This is a genomic window from Pseudomonas sp. BS3767 (assembly GCF_900099665.1).
In the GTDB taxonomy this organism is placed as follows: Bacteria; Pseudomonadota; Gammaproteobacteria; order Pseudomonadales; family Pseudomonadaceae; genus Aquipseudomonas; species Aquipseudomonas cerasi.
Genome location: NZ_FNCX01000005.1, coordinates 289,103 through 314,744, shown reverse-complemented (window position 1 = coordinate 314,744; position 25,642 = coordinate 289,103). Strand labels below are relative to the sequence as shown.

20 protein-coding genes and 1 pseudogene are annotated in these 25,642 nt (G+C 60.3%); 13 read left to right on the top strand and 8 right to left on the bottom strand.

Going from position 1 to position 25,642, the window contains the following annotated elements; all coding sequences use genetic code 11:
* Positions 1-25 precede the first annotated feature (25 nt).
* From pabB to BLR16_RS17005, 4 genes are all read right to left on the bottom strand, one after another.
* Positions 26-1,369 (bottom strand): aminodeoxychorismate synthase component I, encoded by a 1,344-nt coding sequence (gene pabB, locus BLR16_RS17020; RefSeq protein ID WP_074808544.1) that lies wholly within the window; start codon positions 1,367-1,369, stop codon positions 26-28.
* A 75-nt stretch (positions 1,370-1,444) separates the two neighbouring features.
* Positions 1,445-2,422: an alpha-L-glutamate ligase-like protein gene (locus BLR16_RS17015; RefSeq protein ID WP_161428781.1), complete on the bottom strand. Its 978-nt coding sequence runs from the start codon at positions 2,420-2,422 to the stop codon at positions 1,445-1,447.
* Entirely contained in the window at positions 2,422-3,957 is a 1,536-nt protein-coding gene (locus BLR16_RS17010) for an osmotic stress tolerance membrane protein RloB (RefSeq protein ID WP_003433053.1), read from the bottom strand. Before BLR16_RS17010 ends, BLR16_RS17015 begins: the two co-directional genes overlap by 1 nt.
* 4 nt (positions 3,958-3,961) lie before the next feature.
* The gene (locus BLR16_RS17005; protein WP_003366834.1) at positions 3,962-4,498 is read right to left on the bottom strand and encodes a retropepsin-like aspartic peptidase RloA; all 537 of its coding nucleotides are present in this window, start codon (positions 4,496-4,498) and stop codon (positions 3,962-3,964) included.
* 297 nt (positions 4,499-4,795) lie between these two features.
* Here BLR16_RS17005 and BLR16_RS17000 point away from each other — a divergent pair, with 297 nt between their 5' ends.
* From BLR16_RS17000 to prpF, 5 genes are all read left to right on the top strand, one after another.
* Positions 4,796-5,515: a GntR family transcriptional regulator gene (locus BLR16_RS17000; protein WP_003433052.1), complete on the top strand. Its 720-nt coding sequence runs from the start codon at positions 4,796-4,798 to the stop codon at positions 5,513-5,515.
* Positions 5,512-6,405 (top strand): methylisocitrate lyase, encoded by an 894-nt coding sequence (gene prpB, locus BLR16_RS16995; protein ID WP_003433051.1) that lies wholly within the window; start codon positions 5,512-5,514, stop codon positions 6,403-6,405. The genes BLR16_RS17000 and prpB overlap by 4 nt, the downstream gene beginning before the upstream one ends.
* A 68-nt stretch (positions 6,406-6,473) precedes the next feature.
* Entirely contained in the window at positions 6,474-7,601 is a 1,128-nt protein-coding gene (gene prpC / locus BLR16_RS16990) for a bifunctional 2-methylcitrate synthase/citrate synthase (protein ID WP_003433049.1), read from the top strand.
* A 69-nt stretch (positions 7,602-7,670) separates the two neighbouring features.
* Positions 7,671-10,259 (top strand): Fe/S-dependent 2-methylisocitrate dehydratase AcnD, encoded by a 2,589-nt coding sequence (gene acnD, locus BLR16_RS16985; protein ID WP_003433048.1) that lies wholly within the window; start codon positions 7,671-7,673, stop codon positions 10,257-10,259.
* A gap of 136 nt (positions 10,260-10,395) precedes the next feature.
* On the top strand, positions 10,396-11,586 hold the full coding sequence (gene prpF / locus BLR16_RS16980) for a 2-methylaconitate cis-trans isomerase PrpF (protein ID WP_003366843.1): 1,191 nt from the start codon (positions 10,396-10,398) through the stop codon (positions 11,584-11,586).
* A 31-nt stretch (positions 11,587-11,617) separates the two neighbouring features.
* Here the strand turns inward: prpF and BLR16_RS16975 are convergent, their stop codons facing one another.
* Positions 11,618-12,436 (bottom strand): posphoenolpyruvate synthetase regulatory kinase/phosphorylase PpsR, encoded by an 819-nt coding sequence (locus BLR16_RS16975; RefSeq protein ID WP_003347114.1) that lies wholly within the window; start codon positions 12,434-12,436, stop codon positions 11,618-11,620.
* Between the two features lie 221 nt (positions 12,437-12,657).
* Here BLR16_RS16975 and ppsA point away from each other — a divergent pair, with 221 nt between their 5' ends.
* From ppsA to BLR16_RS16935, 8 genes are all read left to right on the top strand, one after another.
* Positions 12,658-15,033 (top strand): phosphoenolpyruvate synthase, encoded by a 2,376-nt coding sequence (gene ppsA / locus BLR16_RS16970; protein WP_003366845.1) that lies wholly within the window; start codon positions 12,658-12,660, stop codon positions 15,031-15,033.
* Positions 15,034-15,222: 189 nt separating this feature from the next.
* On the top strand, positions 15,223-16,212 hold the full coding sequence (locus BLR16_RS16965) for an alpha/beta fold hydrolase (RefSeq protein WP_074808538.1): 990 nt from the start codon (positions 15,223-15,225) through the stop codon (positions 16,210-16,212).
* A gap of 98 nt (positions 16,213-16,310) precedes the next feature.
* A complete protein-coding gene (gene rraA / locus BLR16_RS16960) occupies positions 16,311-16,799 on the top strand; it encodes a ribonuclease E activity regulator RraA (RefSeq protein ID WP_092194434.1) in 489 nt (162 codons plus the stop codon).
* 11 nt (positions 16,800-16,810) lie between these two features.
* On the top strand, positions 16,811-17,806 hold the full coding sequence (locus tag BLR16_RS16955) for a zinc transporter ZntB (RefSeq protein WP_003366851.1): 996 nt from the start codon (positions 16,811-16,813) through the stop codon (positions 17,804-17,806).
* An 86-nt stretch (positions 17,807-17,892) separates the two neighbouring features.
* Complete coding sequence (locus BLR16_RS16950) at positions 17,893-18,141, top strand: hypothetical protein (protein ID WP_003433041.1); 249 nt, start codon at positions 17,893-17,895, stop codon at positions 18,139-18,141.
* A gap of 2 nt (positions 18,142-18,143) precedes the next feature.
* Entirely contained in the window at positions 18,144-18,968 is an 825-nt protein-coding gene (locus tag BLR16_RS16945; RefSeq protein ID WP_003315687.1) for a mechanosensitive ion channel family protein, read from the top strand.
* Between the two features lie 82 nt (positions 18,969-19,050).
* The gene (gene sigX / locus BLR16_RS16940) at positions 19,051-19,641 is read left to right on the top strand and encodes an RNA polymerase sigma factor SigX (protein WP_003315686.1); all 591 of its coding nucleotides are present in this window, start codon (positions 19,051-19,053) and stop codon (positions 19,639-19,641) included.
* Positions 19,642-19,746: 105 nt separating this feature from the next.
* Positions 19,747-20,781, top strand: coding sequence for an OmpA family protein (locus BLR16_RS16935; protein WP_003366856.1), 1,035 nt, complete (start codon positions 19,747-19,749; stop codon positions 20,779-20,781).
* An 87-nt stretch (positions 20,782-20,868) separates the two neighbouring features.
* Here the strand turns inward: BLR16_RS16935 and cobA are convergent, their stop codons facing one another.
* The 3 genes and pseudogenes from cobA to BLR16_RS16920 form a co-directional block, all read right to left on the bottom strand.
* The gene (gene cobA / locus BLR16_RS16930) at positions 20,869-21,630 is read right to left on the bottom strand and encodes a uroporphyrinogen-III C-methyltransferase (RefSeq protein ID WP_060707578.1); all 762 of its coding nucleotides are present in this window, start codon (positions 21,628-21,630) and stop codon (positions 20,869-20,871) included.
* A gap of 10 nt (positions 21,631-21,640) precedes the next feature.
* Complete coding sequence (locus tag BLR16_RS16925) at positions 21,641-24,361, bottom strand: nitrate reductase (RefSeq protein ID WP_074808530.1); 2,721 nt, start codon at positions 24,359-24,361, stop codon at positions 21,641-21,643.
* A gap of 26 nt (positions 24,362-24,387) precedes the next feature.
* Positions 24,388-25,587: pseudogene (locus tag BLR16_RS16920) on the bottom strand (NAD(P)/FAD-dependent oxidoreductase); the annotation flags it as partial.
* Between the last annotated feature and the right edge of the window lie 55 nt (positions 25,588-25,642).

The following is a 25,642-nucleotide window of genomic DNA, read 5'->3' as shown; positions in this document are numbered from 1 at the left end:
GCTTCGTTCCCACAGAAGCCGGATCTCAGAGCGCCTCAAGCGTCTCCAGTAGCACACGAACCTTGGTGAAAGTTTCCTGATACTCGGCGTCGCAGTCGGAATCGGCGACGATGCCGCCACCGCCCCAGCAGGAAATCTGTCCGTTCTTGACCAGCAGGCTGCGGATGGCGATCGAACTGTCCATCTCGCCGCGCACGTCCAGGTACATCAGCGAGCCGCAATACAGGCTGCGACGGGTCGGCTCCAGCTCGTCGATGATCTGCATGGCGCGGATCTTCGGCGCACCCGTGATCGAGCCGCCGGGAAAGCTGCCGCCGATCAGGTCCAGTGCATCGTTGCCAGCGGCCAGCTCGCCGGTCACGCTGCTCACCAGGTGGTGCACATTGGGGTAGCTTTCGAGGCTGAACAGCTCGGGGACTTTCACCGAGCCGATGCGGCAACTGCGGCCCAGGTCGTTACGCAGTAAATCGACGATCATCAGGTTTTCTGCGCGATCCTTCTCGCTGGCCAGCAGTTCGGCGGCGAAGGCGGCATCCTGCGCGGGGTCCGCGCTACGGGGGCGAGTGCCTTTGATCGGGCGGGTTTCGACCTGCCGGGCGCTGACCCGCACGAAGCGCTCCGGCGAAAGACTCAGAATCGCATCGGCTCCCGGCAGGCTCAGGTAGCCGGCGAACGGCGTCGGGCAAGCCGCTCGCAGTGCACAATAAGCGGCCCACGGGTCACCAGCGCACTGCGCCTGAAAGCGTTGTGCGAAGTTCACCTGATAGCAGTCACCAGCCTGAATGTAGGCCTGAATTCGTTGGAAAGCCTGGCGATAGTGATCCGCGCTGATGCTGGCTTGAAACGGCTGGCTGAGGCGGAACTCCGCGTGCGGCTCAGGGACATCGACAGAGAACAGCTCAATCAGCCGTTTGCGCTCGCGTGTGGCCAGGGACGGGTGAAAAATCAGCTGGCTGGTCTGATCCTGATGATCACTGATCAGCGCCCAGGCGTAGAGCCCCAGACGGGCCTCGGGCAGTTGCAGGTCGTCAATGGCCTGATCCGGCAAAGGCTCCAGGCGTCGACCGAATTCATAGCTCAGATAACCGATCAGGCCGCCAGCGAAGGGCAGTTCGCATCCGTCAGGCAGCTGTGCTGTGCCGAGCGCCTCGAGACTGTCGCGCAAGCGCTGGAGATAGGTGGCTCCGTTCTCGTCATCGGTCACGCTCAGTTCCTGCAGCGGCCATGCGCTGAGCAGGTCATGTCGGCCCCGAACGGCTGCTGGCCTGCCGCTGTCGAGCAGCACCGCACCCGGCGCTTCGCGGATTCGCGCAAAGAACGCGATCGGGTCGGCGCTGTAGGGCAGGGGGTGTATCGAGCAGATCGGCATCGTCGAATATCGGTCTTGGAAACGCGGCTGGCGATTGTAGCCTTGCCGGTGCGGCAGTCCTAGCGGTATGTCGGTTCAGGCGCCGGGCACGTGGCCGAACAGGTCCTGGACAAAGCTGACCCGCTCCTGCGCCGATTCGTGGCGTCCTTCAAGAGCCAGTTGCTCCAGACGCGCCTCGACGGCCTGAGTGCGATGGGTCAGGCCACTGTCGTTGGCGATCTGAATATTCAGACCGGGACGGGCGTTGAGCTCCAGAATCAACGGGCCTTTGTCCTGGTCCAGCACCATGTCGACGCCGATGTAGCCCAGGCCGCACAACTCGTAGCACTCGGCGGCAAGCTTCATGAAGCCGTCCCAGTTGGGCAATTGCACGCCATCCACCGAGTGGGTGGTGTCCGGGTGCTTGCTGATGATGTTGTTCAGCCACGTTCCTTGCAGGGTGACACCGGTGGCCAGGTCCACACCTACGCCAATGGCGCCTTGGTGGAGGTTAGCCTTGCCGCCTGATTGACGGGTAGGCAAGCGCAGCATGGCCATCACCGGATAACCCATCAGCACGATGATGCGGATGTCCGGTACGCCTTCGTAACTGATGCTTTTGAAGATCGGGTCCGGTACGACCCGGTACTCGATCAGCGCCCGGTCGCGGTGACCGCCCAGGGAATACAGGCCAGTGAGAATGCTGGAAACCTGATGCTCGATTTCCGAGTGGCTGATGATGCGTCCCGAGACGGTGCGAAAGCGTTCCTCGAAACGGTCGGCGATCACCAGAATGCCATCGCCGCCTGCGCCCTGTGCAGGTTTGATCACGAAGTCGCGGTGCGCGCCGATGATCTCGTCGAGCCTGTCGATTTCCTTTTCCGTGGAAATCACGCCGTACATCTCCGGCACATGAATGCCTGCGGCGATGGCTCGCTCCTTGGTGATGATCTTGTCATCGACGATCGGATAGAGGCTGCGCTTGTTGTACTTGAGCACATAGTCGGCGTTACGTCGATTGATGCCCATGATGCCGCGCGCTTCGAGCGCCTTCCAGGTCTTCCACCAGCCGATCACTTGGCCTTTTCCTCTTTCAGGAATGCCTTGAAGCGCATCAGCTCGGTCAGCCGGTAGCCACGGTATCTGCCCATTGCCAGCATGAAGCCGACCAGTATCAGCAGCACTGCGGGGAAGGTGAAGACGAAATAGGTCAGTTCCGGCACGCTCATGATCAGGTGCGCCAGCGACGCGGCGAACAGCGTCCCGATGGCGACCTTCATGGCATGGCTGCCACCGCGCTCTTCCCAGGTGATCGACAGGCGCTCGATGGTCATGGTCAGAATCACCATCGGGAACAGCGCAACCGACAGGCCGCGCTCCAGCCCGAGCTTGTGGCTGAACAGGCTGATGGCCGCGATCAGCACCACGACGAAGGTCAGTACCACCGACAGGCGCGGCAGCATTTGCAGTTTCAGGTGCTCCAGATACGAGCGCAGGGACAAGCCCAGCGCCGTGATCACGGTAAACAGTGCAATGCCGAAGCCCAGTTGCGTTTCACGGAATGCCAGCGCAATCAGCACGGGGGTGAAGGTGCCCAGTGTCTGCAGGCCAATCAGGTTGCGCAGGATCAGGATGACCAGCACGCCAATCGGGATCATGACCATGATCATGAAGGTCTGCTGGGTTTGCAGCGGCAAGCCGTACAGCGAATAGGCCAGGAAGTCCGAATCGGTGCTGGCATCGGTCAGTTTGGCGAGCCGCATCGCGTTCATTTCACTGTTGTTGAGGCTGAACGTGACTTGCACCTTCTTGCCGCCTTCGACGCTGACCAGGCCTTCCTCGCCGGTCCACCAGAGCAGGCGGTCATCCGGCAGGCCGGCTTCACCGGTGTCGGGATTGAAGTACAGCCATTCCTTGCCGTTGAAGCTGCGCAGCCAGAGTTCCGGCGTCTGCTGCTCGGCATCCAGGCGAATGGTGTGGGCTTTTTCCAGCGGTACGTGGGCGATCGACAGCAGCAGTTCGGTGACCCGAGCCTTGTTGGACGCCGAGTTATCACCGGCCAGCAGCAGTTTGACGTTATCGTCATTCAGGTTGTTGACGCGCTTGATGGCCTCGGTAATGAAGGTCTCCACGTCCGCCGAATGCTGGCGAATGGGCGCCAGCAGTGCTTCGGCGGCGATCTTTTCCGGGCCTTCGACGGTCATGCTGTCGCGAAAGATAGGCCCTTTGACCTTGGGTTTTTCACCGCTGTAACGCTTGGTCAGCACCAGTCGGTAGTAGAGGGTCTGGTTGCCGGTGGCGCGACGGGCCGACCAGGTGACCTTGCGGTTGCCGTCGGCGCGGTTGACGCTGACGCCGTAATTGTTCGAGATGAAGCTTTCATTGAGGCTGATGTAGTCGTGGGCGAGCGGCGGCACGAACATCTGTACCTTCACCGAATCCTTGGGATTGGCGACGAATTCGACTTTGGCGTCGATATTCCACAGGTCATCGGTTTCGTCTTCGCTGACGGGTATGCCCAGCGCCAGAATCTGATAGGCCGTGATCGCGATGCCGAGGGTCACCAGGGCAGTGATCAGGATCTTCAGATGGAGTGTAAGAGAGCGCATGGATTTACTCTGCGTTTTGAGCGACGGAAGCGCAGCCGGGCTTCCCTGCCGCATATTTAAGACTTGGATCGACCAGCGCATCAAAGCGTTTCAAGGCTTCGGAGCCGATCAAAAGCGGGTATTGGAAAGCACTTCGGTCAGTCAAGTTCACTTCTATGGTGCGTAAAGATTCACCCATGCAGATATCGAGGCTGATCACCGGGCGTGACGAATAGCGATTGTCGTCATCCGGGTCGAGATCGTCGGCACGCCGCTTGATCTTGCTGACCCGCGCCAGGGGGCGTTCGATGGGGTGTACATGCTTGCTGTCGCTGGCCAGATAGAAACGCACCCAGCTTTCGCCATCGCGCTTGAAATGTTTGATGTCGCGGGCGCTCAGCGAGGCGGTCTTGGCACCGGTGTCGAGCTTGGCGGCGATCTCGATATCGATTTCGATCAGCCGGGCGTATTCGTTGAGGCCATAGACTGTCTTGTTGGCGGCCAGGGTCAGGCCGGGCAAAAACAGAAGGCTGAGCAGTGTGGGGAGGGTAGTCAGTCTCATAAATCCTGGCGCGATGAGCGAACAACTTCAGGGTCAGGGCGCAAATGGAATTGACCTGATGATAGTAGGGCAGGCGGTTCGCAGTCGCTGGCTCCGCTGCGGAGCGCGCTGTACGGACGCGACGCATTCTAGCATGAAGCCCTGCGGCTGCCAGTGATCAACCTGTGTAGCTGTTCAGGTTGCGTTGTCGAGCAGAGTTCACCCGCTTTGACTGATTGTCGACAATGCTGGGTTTGGCTTTGACGGATTGACTAAATATGACTAGATTTGAGCGCATATAGCCATGAGGTGTCGACAATGCTGAATGTGGTCGAAAAAACAATGACGGTTGCCGACGACTCGGAAACCCTCTCCGAGAACGTTTTCCGACGCATTCAATCGGCTATCGTGAAAGGCGAGATTGCCCCCGGCAGCAAGATTTCCGAGCCGGAACTGGCTCGCACCTATGGCATCAGTCGCGGGCCGCTGCGCGAAGCGATTCACCGGCTCGAAGGGCAGCGACTGGTGGTTCGTGTGCCGCATGTGGGCGCCCGGGTGGTGTCGCTCAGTCATGCCGAACTGATCGAACTCTATGAAATTCGCGAGTCACTGGAGGGTATGGCCTGTCGTCTGGCCGCCGAACGCATGACCCAGGCCGAAATCGACGAGCTGCGCGGCGTTCTGGATACCCATGAGCGCGATGCCGCCTTTCAGGCAGGTATCGGCTATTACCAGCAAGAGGGCGATTTCGACTTTCACTATCGCATCATCCAGGGCAGCGGCAATCGCACCCTCAGCCAGATGCTCTGTGGTGAGCTCTACCAGCTGGTGCGCATGTACCGCATTCAGTATTCCACCACGCCCAACCGGCCTCGCCAGGCTTTTGCCGAACATCACCGCATTCTCGACGCTATCGCCGACCGCGACGGTGAGCTGGCCGAATTGTTGATGCGCCGCCATATCGGCGCGTCCAGACGCAACATCGAGCGCCATTATCAGGCGGCTTCCCAGACGACTTCCGACCGAGGTACGCAATGAGTCATAACAACAGCACTCCCGGCCAGCGTTTCCGCGACGCAGTCGCCAGCGAACAGCCGCTGCAAGTGGTCGGCGCGATCAATGCCAACCACGCACTGCTCGCCAAACGTGCCGGGTTCAAGGCCATTTATCTATCTGGCGGCGGAGTCGCGGCGGGATCACTGGGCATTCCGGACCTGGGAATCACCGGTCTTGAAGACGTGCTGATCGATGTGCGGCGTATCACCGACGTTTGCGACCTGCCGTTGCTGGTGGATGTCGACACCGGTTTCGGTTCTTCGGCTTTCAATGTGGCGCGTACCGTGCGCTCGATGATCAAGGCCGGAGCGGCGGCGATTCACATTGAGGATCAGGTGGGTGCCAAGCGTTGCGGGCATCGTCCCAACAAGGAAATTGTCTCTCAGCAGGAAATGGTCGACCGGATCAAGGCTGCCGTGGATGCCCGGACTGACGACAGCTTCGTGATCATGGCGCGTACCGATGCGTTGGCGGTTGAAGGGCTGGAGTCGGCGCTGGAGCGTGCCGCTGCCTGTATTGAAGCCGGCGCGGATATGGTGTTCCCCGAGGCCATCACCGAACTGGCAATGTACAAGCAATTCGCCAACCGTGCAGGTGTGCCGATCCTCGCCAACATCACCGAGTTTGGCGCCACGCCGTTGTTTACGGTCGATGAGCTGCGCGAGGCGGACGTGTCGCTGGTGCTGTACCCGCTTTCCGCATTCCGTGCGATGAACAAGGCTGCGGAAAATGTCTACGGCGCGATCCGCCGTGACGGCAGCCAGAAAAACGTGATCGACAGTATGCAGACGCGCATGGAGCTGTATGACGCGATCGATTACCACACATTCGAGCAGAAGCTGGATGCACTGTTCGCGCAGAAGAAGGGCTGAAAGGGGCAGGCTGACACTCGTCCCCGCGCTCCGCGTCCAGTCACACAAAAACAAAATTGGAGAAAACCATGGCTGAAGCAAAAGTATTGAGTGGTGCCGGACTACGCGGGCAGGTGGCCGGGCAGACGGCGTTGTCCACGGTGGGCATGGCCGGTGCCGGGCTGACCTATCGTGGCTATGATGTGCGCGATCTGGCCGCCGAAGCTCGCTTTGAAGAAGTTGCCTATCTGCTGCTGTACGGCGAACTGCCTGATAAAGCCGAATTGTCTGCCTATATGGACAAACTCAAGGGCCTGCGCGATCTGCCGCAGGCCTTGAAGGAAGTGCTGGAACGCATACCCGCCGACACTCACCCGATGGATGTCATGCGCACGGGTGCCTCCATGCTCGGCACCCTGGAGCCGGAGCGCAGCTTCGATCAGCAGCGCGACTCAACCGACCGTCTGCTCGCAGCGTTCCCGGCGATCATGTGCTACTGGTATCGCTTCAGTCATGACGGCAAGCGTATCGACTGCACCTCCGCAGAAGACTCCATCGGCGGGCATTTTCTGCACCTGTTGCTCGACAAGGCGCCCAGCGAACTGCACCGCAAGGTCATGGACGTCTCGCTGATTCTGTACGCCGAGCACGAATTCAATGCCTCGACCTTCACCGCCCGCGTCTGCGCGTCGACGCTGTCGGACCTGTATTCCTGCGTCACAGCCGCCATCGGCACCTTGCGCGGCCCGCTGCACGGTGGTGCCAACGAGGCTGCAATGGAAATGATTCAGCGCTTCGCCTCGGCTGAAGAGGCCACCAAAGGCACGCTGGGCATGCTGGAGCGCAAGGAAAAGATCATGGGCTTTGGCCATGCGATCTACAAGGAGTCCGACCCGCGCAACGAGGTGATCAAGGGCTGGTCGAAGAAACTCGCTGACGAAGTGGGCGATACGGTGCTGTTCCCGGTTTCCGAGGCCATCGACAAGGTCATGTGGGAGCAGAAGAAACTGTTCCCCAACGCCGACTTCTACCATGCGTCGGCGTATCACTTCATGGGCATCCCGACCAAGCTGTTCACCCCGATCTTCGTCTGCTCACGCCTGACCGGCTGGGCCGCTCACGTTTTCGAACAGCGTGCCAATAACCGCATCATTCGCCCGAGCGCCGAGTACATCGGCGTCGAACAGCGCGCGTTCGTACCCTTGGAACAGCGCTGAAAAGGGGGCAGGGGAGCCGCCGACGAGCTCCCCACCCGTATTCCGAACACTCCGTGATCGAGTCCCGCAATGAACAGTGAATTTCGCAAACCGCTCCCTGGCACCCGACTGGATTATTTCGACGCTCGGGCGGCCGTCGAGGCGCTCAAGCCCGGCGCCTATGCCACGCTGCCCTACACCTCGCGGGTGCTGGCCGAGAACCTGGTGCGCCGTTGTGATCCGGCGACCTTGAATGCCTCGTTGACCCAGCTCATCGAGCGCAAGCGTGATCTGGATTTTCCCTGGTTCCCGGCACGTGTGGTCTGCCACGACATTCTGGGTCAGACCGCGTTGGTCGACCTTGCCGGACTGCGCGACGCGATCGCTTCGCAGGGTGGCGATCCTGCGCTGGTCAACCCGGTGGTTCCGGTGCAATTGATCGTCGACCACTCGCTGGCAGTGGAGTCCGACGGTAACGACCCGCAGGCGTTCGCCAAGAACCGCGCCATTGAAGACCGTCGCAACGAAGACCGTTTTCATTTCATTGACTGGACCAAGCAGGCGTTCAAGAACGTCGAAGTGATCCCGCCGGGCAACGGCATCATGCACCAGATCAATCTGGAGAAAATGTCGCCGGTGGTGCAGGTGCTCGACGGCGTAGCCTTTCCCGACACACTGGTGGGCACGGACAGCCACACGCCGCACGTCGACGCCCTCGGCGTGATTGCCATCGGCGTCGGCGGGCTCGAGGCCGAAAACGTCATGCTCGGGCGCGCCTCGTGGATGCGCCTGCCGGACATCATTGGTGTCGAACTGACCGGGCGCCGCCAGCCAGGCATCACCGCCACCGACGTAGTGCTCGCGCTGACCGAATACCTGCGCCAACAGAAGGTGGTTGGCGCTTACCTGGAGTTCTATGGCGCAGGCGCGTCGAGCCTGACCCTGGGCGACCGGGCGACGATCTCCAACATGGCGCCTGAATACGGCGCGACGGCGGCGATGTTCTCCATTGACTCGCAAACCATCGACTACCTGCGTTTGACAGGGCGCGAGGACGAGCAGGTCAAACTGGTCGAGCTGTATGCCCGGCACACTGGCCTTTGGTCGGACAGCCTCAGCGAGGTGCACTACGAGCGGGTGCTGAGTTTCGACCTGTCCAGTGTGGTGCGCAACATGGCCGGGCCCTCCAACCCTCATGCGCGGGTTGCCACCGCCGATCTGGCGGCCAGAGGTATTGCCGGGCAATGGGACGAGGTGCCGGGGCAGATGCCCGACGGCGCGGTGATCATCGCGGCGATCACCAGTTGCACCAACACCAGCAACCCGCGCAACGTCATTGCCGCCGGTCTGCTGGCACGCAACGCCAACCGCCTGGGGCTGCTGCGCAAGCCGTGGGTGAAATCATCGCTGGCACCCGGCTCGAAAACCGTGGCGCTATACCTGGACGCAGCAGGGCTGACCTCGGAGCTGGAGCAACTGGGTTTTGGCGTCGTGGCCTTTGCCTGCACCACCTGCAATGGCATGTCCGGCGCGCTCGATCCGCTGATCCAGCAGGAAATCATCGACCGCGACCTGTACGCCACGGCGGTCTTGTCCGGTAACCGTAATTTCGACGGGCGTATTCACCCCTATGCCAAGCAGGCCTTTCTGGCCTCGCCGCCCCTGGTGGTGGCGTATGCCATTGCCGGGACCATCCGCTTCGATATAGAAAACGATGTGCTGGGCGTCGCCGAGGGCCGGGAAATCCGTCTCAAGGACATCTGGCCGAGCGATGAAGAGATTGATGCGGTCGTGCAGGCGTCGGTCAAGCCCGAGCAGTTCCGTCAGGTCTATATCCCGATGTTTGCCATCGAAGAACACAGCGGGCCGAAGGTCGAGCCGCTGTACGACTGGCGTCCGATGAGCACCTACATCCGTCGCCCGCCCTACTGGGAAGGCGCATTGGCCGGAGAACGTACGCTCAAGGGCATGCGGGCTCTCGCCGTGCTGCCGGACAACATCACCACCGATCACCTGTCGCCGTCCAACGCGATCATGCTCGACAGTGCGGCGGGCGAGTACCTGGCGAAAATGGGACTGCCGGAAGAAGACTTCAACTCCTATGCGACCCATCGGGGCGACCACCTGACCGCCCAGCGCGCGACCTTTGCCAACCCGCAACTGGTCAACGAGATGGCAGTGGTCGATGGCAAGGTCAGGAAAGGCTCGCTGACCCGCATCGAACCCGAAGGCGTGGTCACGCGCATGTGGGAAGCCATCGAAACCTACATGGCGCGCAAGCAGCCGTTGATCATTATTGCCGGTGCCGACTATGGGCAGGGCTCGTCCCGTGACTGGGCGGCCAAAGGCGTCAGGCTGGCGGGCGTCGAAGCGATTGCTGCAGAAGGTTTCGAGCGTATTCACCGCACCAACCTGGTCGGCATGGGCGTGCTGCCGCTGGAGTTCAAGCCCGGCACCAGCCGTCTGACTCTGGGTATCGATGGCAGTGAAACCTTCGATGTGATCGGCCAGCGCACACCGCGCGCGACATTGACGCTGGTGATTCAGCGCCGTAACGGCGAACGCGTCGAGGTGCCGGTGACATGCCGTCTGGACACTGCTGAAGAGCTTTCTATTTATGAGGCGGGCGGCGTGTTGCAGCGTTTTGCTCAGGATTTTCTGGAGGCTACTGCATCGTAGCTACGCTGGAGCGTGAAGAACGATAAGCGTGCGCAAGAGCACTATCGTGCTCATGCTCCGCGTGGGCATGCAGTTCTGGACGCTCTGCGTCCGATTTTGAGCGCGCAGCGCGCTCTTTGAACAGGACAACGAATTCATGGCTCATTTACCCCAGATCCGCATCCCGGCCACCTACATGCGTGGCGGCACCAGCAAGGGTGTGTTTTTCAGGCTGATGGACCTGCCTGAAGCCGCACAGATTCCGGGATCGGCGCGGGATGCGTTGCTGTTGCGGGTCATCGGCAGCCCTGACCCCTATGAAAAGCAGATCGATGGCATGGGCGGCGCGACGTCGAGTACCAGCAAGAGCGTGATTGTGTCGCGCAGCAGCAGGCCCGACCACGATGTCGATTACCTGTTCGGCCAGGTGTCCATCGACAAGCCGTTTGTCGACTGGAGCGGCAATTGCGGCAACCTGTCAGCGGCCGTGGGGCCATTCGCGATTACGAGCGGTCTGGTCGACCCTGACCGCGTTCCGCAGGACGGCGTTGCGGTGGTGCGTATCTGGCAGGCCAACATCGGTAAGACCATCATCGCCCATGTGCCGATCTGCAACGGCGCGGTGCAGGAAACCGGCGATTTCGAGCTGGATGGCGTGACCTTCCCGGCAGCCGAAGTGCCACTGGAGTTTCTTGACCCGGCGGCGGACGAAGAGGGCGCGGGCGGCTCGATGTTCCCCACTGGCAATCTGGTGGACGATCTGGAAGTGCCCGGTATCGGCCTTCTGAAAGCGACCATGATCAATGCCGGCATTCCGACGATTTTTGTCAACGCTGCTGACATCGGCTATACCGGCACTGAGTTGCAGGGCGATATCAACGCTGACCCGCAGGCGCTGGCCCGTCTGGAGGCCATCCGCGCCTACGGTGCGGTGCGGATGGGCCTGATTGGCAACATCGATGAAGCTGCCGCACGCCAGCACACACCCAAAGTGGCTTTTGTGGCGGCGCCTGCCGATTACCTGGCGTCGAGTGGCAAGCCTGTCGCTGCGCAGGATATCGAGCTGCTGGTGCGCGCCGTGTCGATGGGCAAGCTGCACCACGCGATGATGGGTACGGCTGCGGTAGCCATCGGTACGGCAGCAGCCATTCCGGGCACGCTGGTCAATCTGGCCGCTGGCGGTCAGGCGCGCAGTGCGGTCAGCTTTGGCCATCCCTCCGGCACCTTGCGAGTCGGCGCCCAGGCTGTTCAGGAGGGCGGTGACTGGAAAGTCACCAAGGCCCTGATGAGCCGCAGCGCCCGAGTGCTGATGGAAGGCTGGGTACGTGTGCCGCAGTCAGGCGAGTGAAGTGATCAGTTTGGCGGGGTGACCGCAGCGTCTATTTGAAACGTCGCTCCACGCCTTTTTCGACCAGCACCTTGGCGGAGATTTCTTCCACCGAAAAATGCGTGGAGTTGATGTGCGCGATGTTCTCGCGGCGGAACAGGCTTTCCACCTCGCGCACCTCGAATTCGCACTGCGCGTAGCTGGAGTAGCGGCTATTGGGCTTGCGCTCGTGGCGAATCGCGGTGAGACGGTCCGGGTCGATGGTCAGGCCGAAGAGCTTTTCGCGATGCTGCTTGAGCGCCGCAGGCAGTTGCAGCCTCTCCATGTCATCTTCGGTCAGCGGATAGTTGGCGGCCCGGATACCGAACTGCATGGCCATGTACAGACAGGTCGGGGTTTTGCCGCAGCGCGAGACGCCGACGAGGATAATGTCGGCCTTGTCGTAATAATGCGTCCGTGCGCCATCATCGTTGTCCAGCGCGAAGTTGACCGCCTCGATGCGCTCCATGTAATTGGAGTTATGCCCGATGGAATGCGATTTACCCACGGAGTAGGACGAGTGTGAACTAAGCTCCTGCTCCAGCGGGGCCAGGAAGGTCGAAAAGATATCGATCATGAAGCCATTGGACGTCGCCAGAATCTCGCGAATGTCCTGATTGACGATGGTGTCGAAGATGATCGGCCGCACATCGTCCTTGTCGGCGGCATTATTGATTTGTTGTACCATCGCCCGCGCCTTCTCGACACTGTCGATATAGGGCCTGGTGAACTTGTTGAACGTAATGTTTTCAAATTGTGCCAACAGGCTCTGGCCCAGGGTTTCGGCGGTAATACCCGTGCCGTCCGAGATGAAAAAAGCGGATCGTTTCATTTTTGCCCCAGGCCTTAAGCAGTTGACGAATTCTGGCTATCATAGGCGTGCTGGCCTGCCATGAGAGCCCGCAGGTGCAGCTTTTTTGCACACCTGGTTTTGAAGCACGGTTTTCAACGCCCGATCTGTACGTCCGGGCAGACACGCCTGAAGCCACACCGCATGTGGCGCAGGCGAATGAGCTTTTCCCAACAACAAACACAGTTAGTGGAGAGATCACCTTGGTAGAGTACGTAGTTTCCCTCGATAAGCTCGGCGTCCATGATGTAGAGCACGTGGGGGGCAAAAACTCGTCCCTCGGCGAGATGATCAGCAACCTCGCAGGTGCTGGTGTGTCGGTGCCCGGCGGCTTCGCGACTACCGCCCAGGCCTACCGTGACTTTCTCGAGCTCAGCGGCCTCAACGAGCAGATCCATGCTGCGCTGGACGCCCTTGACGTCGACGATGTCAACGCGCTGGCCCGCACCGGTGCGCAGATTCGTCAATGGATCATGGAAGCCGAGTTCCCCGAGCAGCTCAACGCCCAGATTCGTACTGCGTTTGCCGAGCTGTCTGCGGGTAATCCGAACCTGGCTGTGGCCGTGCGTTCCTCCGCAACTGCCGAAGACTTGCCGGATGCGTCGTTCGCCGGCCAGCAGGAGACCTTCCTGAACATCCGCGGCGTCGAGAACGTGATCCGCGCGGCCAAGGAAGTTTTTGCTTCACTGTTCAACGACCGTGCGATTTCCTACCGCGTACACCAGGGTTTCGACCACAAGCTGGTCGCGCTGTCTGCGGGCGTGCAGCGTATGGTGCGCTCCGAAACCGGTACGGCCGGTGTCATGTTCACCCTCGACACCGAGTCCGGCTTCCGCGACGTGGTGTTCATCACCGGTGCTTACGGCCTGGGCGAGACGGTTGTGCAGGGCGCCGTCAACCCGGACGAGTTCTACGTGCACAAGGACACGCTGGCGGCTGGCCGCCCGGCGATCCTGCGCCGCAATCTGGGCAGCAAGGCGATCAAGATGATTTACGGCGAAGAAGCCAAGGCCGGTCGTTCGGTCAAGGTGATCGACGTCGAGCCTGCCGATCGCGCGCGTTTCTGTCTGAGCGATGCCGAAGTGTCCGAACTGGCCAAACAGGCGATGATCATCGAGAAGCACTACAAGTGCCCGATGGACATCGAGTGGGCCAAGGACGGTGACGACGGCAAGCTGTACATCGTCCAGGCGCGTCCGGAAACGGTGAAGAGCCGTGCGTCGGCCAACGTCATGGAACGCTATCTGCTCAAGGAGACCGGCAAGGTGCTGGTCGAAGGCCGTGCCATCGGTCAGCGCATCGGCGCGGGCAAGGTGCGCATCATCAAGGACGTGTCCGAGATGGACAAGGTACAGCCCGGCGACGTGCTGGTGTCGGACATGACCGACCCGGACTGGGAGCCGGTGATGAAGCGCGCCAGTGCAATCGTCACCAACCGTGGCGGTCGTACCTGCCACGCGGCGATCATCGCCCGTGAACTGGGCATCCCGGCAGTGGTTGGCTGCGGTAACGCCACGCAGACCCTCCAGGATGGCCAGGGCGTCACGGTCTCCTGCGCCGAGGGCGACACCGGTTACATCTTCGAAGGCGAGCTGGGCTTCGACATCAAGACCAATTCGGTCGATGCAATGCCTGATCTGCCGTTCAAGATCATGATGAACGTCGGCAATCCGGACCGTGCCTTCGATTTCGCCCAATTGCCCAATGCCGGGGTGGGTCTGGCGCGTCTGGAGTTCATCATCAACCGCATGATCGGCGTGCACCCCAAGGCGTTGCTCAACTATTCGGTGCTGCCACCGGAAATCAAGGAAAGCGTCGACAAGCGCATCGCCGGTTACCATGATCCGGTCGGTTTCTACGTCGACAAGCTGGTCGAGGGTATCAGCACCCTGGCCGCCGCGTTCACGCCGAAAAAGGTCATCGTGCGCCTCTCGGACTTCAAGTCCAACGAGTATGCGAACCTGATTGGCGGCAAGCTTTACGAGCCCGAAGAAGAAAACCCGATGCTGGGCTTTCGCGGTGCGTCGCGCTATATCAGTGAGAACTTCCGTGACTGTTTCGAGCTGGAGTGCCGTGCGCTCAAGCGTGTGCGCGAAGAGATGGGCCTGACCAACGTCGAGATCATGGTGCCGTTCGTCCGTACCTTGGGCGAGGCGAGTCAGGTGATCGATCTGCTGGCCGCCAACGGCTTGAAGCGTGGCGAAAACGGCCTGCGCATTATTATGATGTGCGAGCTGCCGTCCAACGCGATTCTGGCTGAAGAGTTCCTTGAGTACTTCGACGGCTTCTCCATCGGCTCCAACGACCTGACCCAGCTGACACTCGGTCTCGACCGTGACTCCGGCGTGATCGCCCACCTGTTCGACGAACGTAACCCGGCGGTCAAGAAGCTTCTGTCCAACGCCATTCAGGCGTGCAACAAGGCCGGCAAGTACATCGGCATCTGTGGGCAGGGGCCTTCCGATCACCCGGATCTGGCGCGCTGGCTAATGGATCAGGGCATCGAGAGTGTGTCGCTCAACCCCGACTCGGTACTGGAGACCTGGTTCTTCCTCGCCGAAGCACAGTCGCCTGTCTGACAGGCGGCTCGCCTGAGGCGCGGTCCTCGCAGGAGCGGGCTGCCGTGTGACGCGAACGCGGCCTGAGCCGTCATGTGGTTCAGGTGTTTGAATGAGGCGGTTTCTTCGGAAGCCGCCTTTTTTATGGCGCATCGCGAGATCCCGGAGCGCGTGGTTTCATCCCGTCTGTCAAGCCAGATAAAGAGTGATATGCAGAGCAGCAGCCAGCTTTTTCCCGTTGCCTTGATCAGCGCCGAGCGTCGTGGCGATCTGGTCGAGGACGTCTACCGTCTCAAACCTGCCAACAGTCCCGACGCCAGTGTCGAACTGGCGGTGACCCGGCTGGGGCGCGCCGATCAGCCCGATGTGCGTGGTACTCCAGTCATACTGCTGCATGGCAGCTTTTCCAACCGGCGTTTCTGGTATTCGCCCAAGGGCATCGGTCTGGGTGCGTATCTGGCGCGGGCCGGCTATGACGTGTGGATTCCCGAAATGCGCGGCCATGGCTTGTCGGCTCGCAACCTGAGTTATCGCAGCAATTGCGTGGCGGACTACGCGCGTTTCGATTTGCCAGCCATTGCCGCATTCGTCGTCGAGCAAAGCGGGCAGATACCGCACTGGATCGGCCACTCGCTGGGCGGCACCAGCCTGGCGGCAGCCTTGGGCGGTCAGTATCTGGGTGCTGATACTGCGGCGTCCGTGGCGCTGTTCGGCAGCCAGGTCACCCGCACCTACTGGCCGCTAAAAGTCCCGCCACTGCAATGGTCTGCGAAGTTGCTGCTGAGGTCCTTCGAGCATATTTCCGGCCCGCGTTTCAAGCGCGGGCCGGAAGACGAGCCGATCGGTCTGGTTCTGGAAAGCATGCGTTGGCACGGGCTGTTCGGGCGTTTCGGCGAGCGTGACAACAACTGGTGGGCAGGGTTGAGCGCGGTTCAGGTGCCGCTTCTGGCTGTCGCTGCGGTCGGCGACCAGCAGGACCCGGTGTGGGCTTGCCGTGAACTGTTCGAGCAGATCGGCAGCGCACACAGGCAATTCCTCTGCCTGGGCCGCGAATACGGCTTCAGCGAGGATTTCGACCATGTGCAGATGCTGGTCAGCAAGGCTGCGCAGCAGCAGGTCTGGCCGCGAGTGATCGAGTGGCTGGGTGAGCGTTCCGTTCCTGAACAGGTTGCAGAGTTTCAGGTCGCGGTAGGCAGTTAGCCGGTAAAGTCGCTATGGTTATGCTCATCCGGTCGTGTCTGTTTCAATAAATCGTCTGTATCAATCGCGACCCCATAGCCGATGACAGGAGTTGACCCATGCACTACCTCACCCCCGATCTGTGTGACGCCTATCCGGACCTGATCCAGGTCGTGGAGCCGATGTTCAGCAATTTTGGCGGCCGCGATTCGTTTGGTGGCCAGATCGTCACGCTGAAATGTTTCGAGGACAACTCCAAGGTCAGGGAGCAGGTCGAGCTCGACGGCAAGGGCAAGGTGCTCGTCGTCGACGGCGGTGGTTCGCTGCGTTGCGCGTTGCTGGGTGACATGCTGGCAGACAAGGCTGCCAAGAACGGCTGGGAAGGCATGTTGATCTACGGCTGCATCCGTGACGTGGATGTCATCGCCCAGACCGACCTGGGTGTCCAGGCGCTCGCCAGTCATCCGAAGAAAACCGAGAAGCGCGGCATAGGCGAACTGAATGTGCCGGTGACCTTTGGCGGCGTGACGTTCCGCCCGGGTGAGTACCTGTATGCCGACAACAATGGCGTCGTCATTTCCCCATCACCCCTGACCATGCCGGAATAAGCGAAGTATCCATGTTCGATGAAGCAAACGCGCAGTGGGGGCTGGTTCATGCCCTCGTTTTGGACGGTAAGGGTGGGGCGCGTTTCATCGCTCGAACCGAGTTGCAGGACCTTGCATTGCAGCCAGAAGAAAGCCTGTGGCTGCATTGGGATCGTAGTCACCCGCAGACACATGCGTGGTTGCGCACCGGCAGCGGTCTGAGCGAGTTTGCCTGCGACCTGTTGCTGGAAGAGAACACCCGGCCGCGTTTACTGCCGTTGCCGGAGCAGGAACTGCTGCTGTTTCTGCGCGGCGTGAATCTGAATCCCGGTGCGGAACCTGAAGACATGGTCTCGGTGCGTATCTTCGCCGCCGCGCAGCGAGTCATCTCGCTGCGCCTGCGTCCGTTGCGTGCCACCGAGGAGCTGATTGAGCTGCTGGGGCAGGGCAAAGGCCCGAAGGGCGCCTCGGAGCTGATCCTGCACCTGGCGCAGCACCTCACCGACAAGGTTCAGGATCTGGTGGGTGAGCTGACCGAATCGGTCGATGAAGAGGAAGAAAAGAACGATGCCGACGAATGGTACAGCCCCGAGCACGGCAAGCTGCTGCATATTCGTCGGCGCGCCGCCGGCCTGCGCCGGTTCCTCGGGCCGCAGCGGGATATTTATGGCCAGCTTTCACGCATCAAGCTGTCCTGGTTTGCGCATGACGACGCTGACTACTGGAATGAGCTGAACAATAGCCTGACCCGTTACCTGGAAGAGCTTGAGCTGACCCGCGAGCGGGTGGGGCTGCTGCTGGAGTCCGAGGACCGGCGCCTGCGCGAGCACATGAACCGCACCATGTACCGCTTCGGGATCATTACCTGTATCTTTCTGCCGATGAGTTTTCTCACCGGTCTGCTGGGTATTAATGTTGGCGGCATTCCGGGGTCGAGCAGTTCGTACGGCTTCCTGGTGGCCTGTCTGCTGATCGTCGCGCTGGGCGCAGGGCAGTGGTGGTTGTTCCGCCGTTTGCGTTGGGTATAGGGCGGGCCTGTGATGGTTATTTGGCGAGCCTGTGTGACTTGTTGTTTTCGCGTCGCGTCTTTGAATGACATTACGTGAGGTGCCTGATGCACGATCCGTTTGAAGAATCTTTACGCGACATGCTCAATTCTTCATCCTCCAGCCGGGATGATGACGCATGTCTGGGACGCGTCCTGAAAACCGCCAATCGCCAGGTCGGCGCCGGTGTGTTGTTCGGGTTGCTGGGCCGCTGGTCGGAGGCGCTGATGATCGCCGTGAACAACGGCTCGGCCCACGTCTCTCCCGTTTCTCGTCGCACCTCGAACGGTGCGCGTTCTCTCGATAAGGCTGATTGAGCATGGAATTGAATCTCTGGACCCAGAGCCTTCTTGCTGCAATGACTGCATTGTGGACCAAAGTCGCAAACTTCATTCCCAACCTGTTCGGCGCCCTGGTTGTGGTGCTGCTCGGTTTTGTCGTCGCCAAACTGCTCGACGCACTGCTTTCCAAATTACTGGCCAAACTGGGCCTTGATCGTCTGGTCGGCGGTACCGGCCTGACCAAGATCATCGGCCGCGCTGGCGTCAAAGTGCCGGTCTCCACGCTGATCGGCAAGGTCGTCTACTGGTTCGTTCTGCTTATCTTTCTCGTATCGGCCGCTGAATCTTTGGGCCTGCAGCGGGTCTCAGCGACGCTGGACATGCTGGCGCTGTATTTGCCCAAGGTGTTTGGTGCCGCGCTGGTGCTGCTGGTCGGTGTGCTGCTGGCGCAACTGGTCAATGGTTTGGTGCGCGGTGCTGCCGAAGGTGTAGGGATCGACTACTCTGCCGGCCTGGGGCGAATTGCCCAGGGGCTGGTCATTATCATCAGTATTTCGGTCGCCATCAGCCAGCTCGAGGTCAAGACCGACCTGCTGAACCACGTTATTGTGATTGCGTTGATTACCGTTGGTCTGACAGTGGCGCTTGCCCTGGGCCTCGGAAGTCGCGAAATTGCCGGGCAGATCATTGCCGGAATCTACGTTCGCGAATTGTTTCAGGTCGGCCAACAGGTACAGATAGGCGATACGGAAGGGCAGATCGAGGAAATCGGTACGGTCAAGACAACGCTGCTGACAGACGAGGGGGAGCTGGTGTCGTTTTCCAATCGCATCCTGCTCGAGCAGAGAGTAAGCAGCCGTTAAGCGGTTAACCTGCTAATGTATGCCGCCAGGTTGCCGATACAGGCCATGGCGGACACTGACCTGACTGTCGGCAAGATTTGTTTTGAATAAACCTCAACCGTTTTCGACGCGCTACGATCCACGCGAGCTCTCAGATGAGGAGCTGGTTGCGCGCGCCCACGTTGAGCTGTTCAATGTGACGCGGGCCTACGAAGAATTGATGCGCCGTTACCAGAGAACACTTTTTAACGTCTGTGCACGTTATCTGGGGAACGATCGCGATGCTGACGATGTCTGTCAGGAGGTGATGCTTAAAGTGTTGTATGGGTTGAAAAATTTTGAAGGTAAATCTAAATTTAAAACCTGGCTGTACAGCATCACCTACAATGAATGCATCACGCAGTACAGGAAGGAACGGCGTAAGCGTCGCTTGATGGACGCGCTGAGTCTGGATCCACTTGAGGAAGCGTCGGAAGAAAAGGCGCCCAAACCTGAAGAACGGGGCGGACTTGATCGCTGGCTTGTGTATGTGAACCCGATCGATCGGGAGATTCTGGTGCTGCGGTTTGTAGCAGAACTTGAATTCCAGGAAATCGCTGACATCATGCACATGGGCTTGAGCGCAACGAAAATGCGTTACAAGCGGGCTTTAGATAAATTACGAGAGAAATTTGCGGGAATCGCCGAAACTTAATACGGTGCAAATATCTCTAACAAACTGGCAAGGTCTGGTAGACTTGCCGCTGAGTTGTCCCCCTGTGTGGGACTGCTTAATAATCATCAGATGGGGATTTAACGGATGAAACTGAAAAACACCTTGGGCTTGGCCATTGGTACTATTGTTGCCGCAACTTCGTTCGGCGCTCTGGCTCAAGGCCAAGGCGCGGTCGAAATCGAAGGCTTCGCCAAGAAAGAGTACTACGACAGCGATCGTAACTTCAAAAACGACGGCAACCTGTTCGGCGGCTCCGTTGGCTACTTCCTGACTGACGATGTTGAGCTGCGTCTGGGCTACGACGAAGTCCACAACGTCCGTAGCGACAGCGGCAAGAACATCAAGGGCGCAGACACTGCTCTGGACGCTCTGTACCACTTCAACAACCCAGGCGACATGCTGCGTCCATACGTATCTGCCGGTTTCTCTGACCAGAGCATCGGTCAAGACGCTCGCCGTGGCCGTGACGGTTCCACCTTCGCCAACATCGGCGGCGGCGCCAAGCTGTACTTCACTGACAACTTCTATGCCCGTGCAGGCGTTGAAGCTCAGTACAACATCGACCAAGGCAACACCGAGTGGGCGCCTAGCGTCGGTATCGGTGTAAACTTCGGCGGCGGCAGCAAGAAAGTTGAAGCAGCGCCAGCTCCAGTAGCTGAAGTGTGCTCCGACAGCGACAACGACGGCGTGTGCGACAACGTCGACAAGTGCCCGGACACCCCAGCCAACGTTACCGTTGACGCTGATGGCTGCCCAGCAGTTGCCGAAGTGGTTCGTGTTGAGCTGGACGTGAAGTTCGATTTCGACAAATCCGTAGTCAAGCCTAACAGCTACGGCGACATCAAGAACCTCGCTGACTTCATGCAGCAGTACCCACAGACCACCACCACTGTTGAAGGTCACACTGACTCCGTCGGTCCTGACGCTTACAACCAAAAACTGTCCGAGCGTCGTGCAAACGCCGTTAAACAGGTTCTGGTTAACCAGTACGGTGTTGGCGCTAACCGCGTAAACTCGGTTGGTTACGGCGAATCCCGTCCAGTTGCTGACAACGCAACTGAAGCTGGCCGCGCAGTTAACCGTCGCGTAGAAGCAGAAGTAGAAGCTCAAGCTAAGTAATTAGCCGCTTGTACTGAAAAGCCCGGCTTAGGCCGGGCTTTTCTTTGCCTGCGATTTGGCGGGGCGTCTGCTCAGACGAGCCTAGGGTCAGCCGGCATTCAATTGCGCGAGGTCCATCAGGGTTTGATCGATCAGCTCATTGTTGTACGCGGCAACCGCACCGATCACCAGGATGGCGGGGCTCTTCAACTGGAAAGCGGCTGCGTCCTGTTGCATGGCATTCAGGGTGCTGCGGCATTCGCGCTGCCACGGCAGCGAAGCGTTCTCGATCATCGCCACCGGCATCTCGCCACTCATTCCGCCTGCCAGCAGACTCTCGCGAATTTCCGCCAGTTTCGCCACGCCCATGTAAACCACCAGGGTGGTTCCGCCTTGCGCAAGTGCCTGCCAGTTGAGGGTGCTGTCGTCCTGAGTGTGGGCGGTGACCAGTGTTACGCCACGGCTTATACCGCGCAGGGTCAGCGAAATGCCGCACTGTGTTGCGCCGGCAAGACCCGCTGTAATGCCGTTGACCAGCTCCACGGCGACACCGCGCTCCTGTAGCCATTGAGCCTCTTCACCGCCACGTCCGAAGATGCACGGATCGCCGCCTTTGAGGCGAACGACACATTTGCCCTGACGTACGTAGCGCAGCATCAGGCGATGGATGAACGCTTGCGGCGTCGAACGACAACCGCCGCGCTTGCCGACCGCGATGACCCGCGCTCCCGGACAATGTTCCAGCACTGCGGGGTTGACCAGATCGTCGATCAGCACCACGTCGGCTTCAGCCAGGGCACGTACTGCCTTGAGAGTCAGCAGTTCCGGGTCGCCTGGGCCCGCGCCCACCAGCCATACTTTTGCGCTCATGCCGCATTCCTCATTCTGTAACCGCCACGGTATGGATCAGTCGTCTTATTTCCGGCACGCAGGAGCCGCACTGGGTGCCGCAGCCCAACTGTGTCTTGAGTTGATTCAGGTCCAGGCCACGCTCGATAGCGCTCATTACCGCGCTCTGGCTGACGTTCATGCAGTTGCACAAGGTCTTGTCGCGAGGCTGTGTCGAGTCTTTGCCCGGTTCGCTGCTCAACGGTGCCAACAGCCAGCGCCGCAACGAAGCCTCAACGCGCTCTTCCAGCCACAACGTCTGCAGCCAATACCGGGCAAGTGTTTCACCGGCCAGGCGAATAGCAGTAATACGTTCGCCGTCGATCCGTACCCGTTTGCCGATCGAGCGCTTGGGGTCGTCATACGCCATGACCGGTCCTTCGTCCAGGCCCAGTACTTGATCAATCTGCTGCAGCAGCGCTGAATCGGGTGCTGCTGCGCTGGCGGCGCGTATCACCAGCGCCGGTCGCTCGCGTCCGGCAAGGCTCATGCTCAGATAGGTGAAGGTGTCGCACAAGGGGCGCAGCTTTTCCATCCGTTGCTGCACGTTGCCCTCGACCAGCGCAAAGAACTGCCAGGGCAGTCGGGCTTTTTCGATCCTGACGCCGGCGTGCTTGAGTTCCGGTTGCTTCGAAACCGGGTCGAAGGCTGGCTGGGTAAGAACGTTGACACCCGCCTTGAGGAACCTGTCGCCCCAATGCATCGGCACAAAGGCTTGGCCGACTGCAACGCTGTCCTCACTGCCGACCGGCAACAGCAGCTCGCCGCGCCGACTGATCAGTTTGACCAGGTCGCCGGGTTGCAGGTCATGGCTGAGCATGTCCTGCGGATTGAGGCTCAGCACCGCTTCACTGACATGCCCGAACAAGCGGGCAGCGGTGCCGGTGCGGCTCATGCCGTGCCACTGATCGCGCAGTCTGCCGGTGTTGAGCGTCAGCGGGTAGTCGGCATCGCGCACTTCCCTGGCGGCGATGTAAGGCTCGGACAGAAACTGCGCCCGGCCTGAATCGGTGGGAAAGATGCCATTGTTGTACAGGCGCGGCGTGCCGCTGCTGGCGCCACGCGGGAAGGGCCATTGTTGCGGACCCTGCTGATCGATGAGCTCGCGGTCGATTCCGGACATGTCCAGATCGCGCCCGACCGTCAGGCCCTTGAACTCATCGAACAAGGCTTTGGGTGTAGCGAAGTCGAACAGCGCGGGTGCGCCGGGTTGCAGGCGTTTTTGCAGGCGCTGGGCGAAATCCACGGTGATCGCCCAGTCGGAGCGCGCTTCGCCGGGCGCCTGAATAGCTTTGCGCACGTTGGAGATGCGTCGTTCGGAGTTGGTCACCGTGCCTTCTTTCTCACCCCAGCTGGCAGCAGGCAGCAACAGATCGGCATAACGCGCGGTTTCGGTGGTCTTGAAGGCCTCCTGGAGTACCACGAACGGGCAGGTTTCCAGCGCTTGCCTGATGCGGTTCTGGTCGGGCAGTGACTGTGCCGGGTTGGTGCAGGCAATCCACAGGGCCTTGATCGTTCCATTCTGCAATTGCTCGAACAGTTCGATGGCTGAAAGGCCGGGGTTGGCAGGCAGGCTATCGACGCCCCAGTAGTCTGCAACCTCCTGACGATGCTGAGGATTTGCCGCGTCGCGATGGCCAGGCAACAGGTTGGACAGACTGCCGGTTTCACGTCCGCCCATGGCGTTGGGCTGGCCGGTGAGCGAGAAGGGACCTGCGCCGGGTTTGCCAATCTGTCCGGTCGCCAGGTGCAGGTTGATCAGCGCGCTGTTTTTCGCGCTGCCGGCCGTGGACTGATTCAGCCCCATGCACCACAGCGACAGAAAAGCCGGCGCTTCGCCCACCCATCGGGCGCAGGTGTACAGCTGTTTCAGAGTAATACCGCAGAGGGCGGCCACATGCTCAGGCGGGTAATCACGGGCCAGCGTGGCCAGTTCCTCATAGCCTTGCGTGTGCGCGGCAATGAACGCCGAGTCGATCAGCCCTTCGTTCATCAGTATATGAAAGATGCCGTGAAACAGCGCGACGTCCGTGCCGGGCTGAATCGCTAGGTGCAGGTCGGCCAGTTCGCAGGTGTCGGTGCGTCGTGGATCGATGACAATGAGTTTCATCTGCGGACGACGGCTTTTTGCCTCTTCCAGACGGCGAAACAGAATCGGGTGTGCGTACGCCATGTTGCTGCCGACGATCATCACACAGTCGCTCAGTTCGATATCTTCATAGCTGCACGGTGGGGCATCGGCACCCAGGCTGCGCTTGTAGCCCGCCACGGCCGATGACATGCACAGCCGTGAATTACTGTCGATATTGTTGGTGCCGATCAGTGCGCGCGCCAGTTTGTTGAACGCGTAGTAGTCTTCGGTCAGCAACTGGCCGGAAATGTAGAAGGCAACGCTGTCGGGGCCATGTTCGCGAATGCTCTCGGCGAACACATTGGCCGCATGCTCCAGCGCGGTATCCCAATCGGTGACGCTGCGCGCCAGGCCCTTGCTCAGGCGCAGTTCCGGGTACAGCGCGCGGGCTTCAATGTCGCCGGTCAGGTGCAGGCTCGACCCTTTGCTGCACAGCTTGCCGAAGTTGGCCGGGTGCTTCGGGTCGCCGCTGACACCAAGAATATGCTCGCCGTCATGTTCGATCAGTACGCCGCAGCCTACGCCGCAATAGCAGCAGGTAGACGCCGTGACCCGGGGGGTGTGGAGGGCAAGGCTGTTCATGCGCAGGCAGCCTCTGGAGCAACGGGTTTGCCGAACATCAGGTGGTCGCGAATGGCGTCGATACCCTGGCCATCACGGATCTGCTGCAAGTACCAGTTGCCGTCGGCGGTGTCGCCGTACAGGCAGGCGCCGACCAGTACATCGTTCTTTATTACCAGCTTCTTGTAGATACCGCCGATGGGGTCGGAAAGGGTGATGCTTTCAGTGCCTTCACCGCCGAGGAAATCCCCGGCGGAAAACAGGTCGATACCGGTGACTTTCAGCTTGGTCGAGGTGACCGAGCCCGGATAACGCGCAAAGCCCAGTTGCGCAAGGTGGTTGGCGCAGACCCGCGCCTGCTCGAACAGCGGCGCCACCAGCCCATAGGCGATGCCACGGTGGCTGACACATTCGCCAATCGCGTAGATGCGCGGGTCGTAGGTCTGCAAGGTGTCATTGACCAGAATGCCACGGTTGCAGGGCAGGCCGGCTTGCTCGGCCAATTCGGTGTTGGGCCGTATGCCTGCTGCCATGACCACCAGATCGGCGTCGATCCTGTCGCCATTGTTGAATTGCACCGCGGTTACCCGGCCCTGATCATCGCCGAGCAAGGCGTTGGTCTGTTCGTCGAGGCGAAAGCTCAGGCCGCGCTTTTCCAGCGCCGCTTGCAGCATGCGCCCGCTGGTCTTGTCCAGTTGGCGCTCCAGCAGCGTCTGGCCGTTATGCACCACCGTCACGTGCATGCCGCGCAGGCTCAAGCCGTTGGCCGCTTCCAGGCCGAGCAGTCCGCCGCCGATGACGACTGCGCGCTTGTGCGTGACGGAGGTGTCGATCATCTGCCGCGTGTGGCCGATGTCGCGATAACCGATCACACCGTTCAGCGTGTTGCCGGGGATCGGCAGTATGAACGGCCGCGAACCGGTGGCAATCAGCAGCCGATCATAATGGGCCTGGGTGCCGTCATCGGCGATCACCAGGCGTCTGATGCGGTCGATCTTCACCACGCGACGGTTGAGCAACAACTGGATACCGTTGCGTTCGTACCAGTCGAGGTCGTTGAGCACGATGTCTTCGAAATTCTGCTCGCCGGCCAGTACCGGCGACAGCAGAATGCGATTGTAATTGGGGTGTGGCTCGGCGCCGAAGACCGTGATGTGGTAAAGGTCTTCGCTCAGTTTCAGCAACTCTTCGAGTGTGCGCACGCCGGCCATGCCGTTGCCGATCATCACCAGTTTGAGTTTGGTCATCTTGCCTCCGAGTCACTGCAGCGCGTGCTCGATACGTTTCGCGCAAACAAAAAAA

Excerpts from the sequence above, each read along its gene's own strand:
- pabB (WP_074808544.1), bottom strand. The coding sequence starts at position 1,369 with ATGCCGATCTGCTCGATACACCCCCTGCCCTACAGCGCCGACCCGATC.
- BLR16_RS17010 (WP_003433053.1), bottom strand. The coding sequence starts at position 3,957 with ATGCGCTCTCTTACACTCCATCTGAAGATCCTGATCACTGCCCTGGTG.
- BLR16_RS17005 (WP_003366834.1), bottom strand. The coding sequence starts at position 4,498 with ATGAGACTGACTACCCTCCCCACACTGCTCAGCCTTCTGTTTTTGCCC.
- BLR16_RS17000 (WP_003433052.1), top strand. The coding sequence starts at position 4,796 with ATGCTGAATGTGGTCGAAAAAACAATGACGGTTGCCGACGACTCGGAA.
- prpB (WP_003433051.1), top strand. The coding sequence starts at position 5,512 with ATGAGTCATAACAACAGCACTCCCGGCCAGCGTTTCCGCGACGCAGTC.
- prpC (WP_003433049.1), top strand. The coding sequence starts at position 6,474 with ATGGCTGAAGCAAAAGTATTGAGTGGTGCCGGACTACGCGGGCAGGTG.
- acnD (WP_003433048.1), top strand. The coding sequence starts at position 7,671 with ATGAACAGTGAATTTCGCAAACCGCTCCCTGGCACCCGACTGGATTAT.
- prpF (WP_003366843.1), top strand. The coding sequence starts at position 10,396 with ATGGCTCATTTACCCCAGATCCGCATCCCGGCCACCTACATGCGTGGC.
- BLR16_RS16975 (WP_003347114.1), bottom strand. The coding sequence starts at position 12,436 with ATGAAACGATCCGCTTTTTTCATCTCGGACGGCACGGGTATTACCGCC.
- BLR16_RS16965 (WP_074808538.1), top strand. The coding sequence starts at position 15,223 with ATGCAGAGCAGCAGCCAGCTTTTTCCCGTTGCCTTGATCAGCGCCGAG.
- rraA (WP_092194434.1), top strand. The coding sequence starts at position 16,311 with ATGCACTACCTCACCCCCGATCTGTGTGACGCCTATCCGGACCTGATC.
- BLR16_RS16955 (WP_003366851.1), top strand. The coding sequence starts at position 16,811 with ATGTTCGATGAAGCAAACGCGCAGTGGGGGCTGGTTCATGCCCTCGTT.
- BLR16_RS16950 (WP_003433041.1), top strand. The coding sequence starts at position 17,893 with ATGCACGATCCGTTTGAAGAATCTTTACGCGACATGCTCAATTCTTCA.
- BLR16_RS16945 (WP_003315687.1), top strand. The coding sequence starts at position 18,144 with ATGGAATTGAATCTCTGGACCCAGAGCCTTCTTGCTGCAATGACTGCA.
- BLR16_RS16935 (WP_003366856.1), top strand. The coding sequence starts at position 19,747 with ATGAAACTGAAAAACACCTTGGGCTTGGCCATTGGTACTATTGTTGCC.
- cobA (WP_060707578.1), bottom strand. The coding sequence starts at position 21,630 with ATGAGCGCAAAAGTATGGCTGGTGGGCGCGGGCCCAGGCGACCCGGAA.
- BLR16_RS16925 (WP_074808530.1), bottom strand. The coding sequence starts at position 24,361 with ATGAACAGCCTTGCCCTCCACACCCCCCGGGTCACGGCGTCTACCTGC.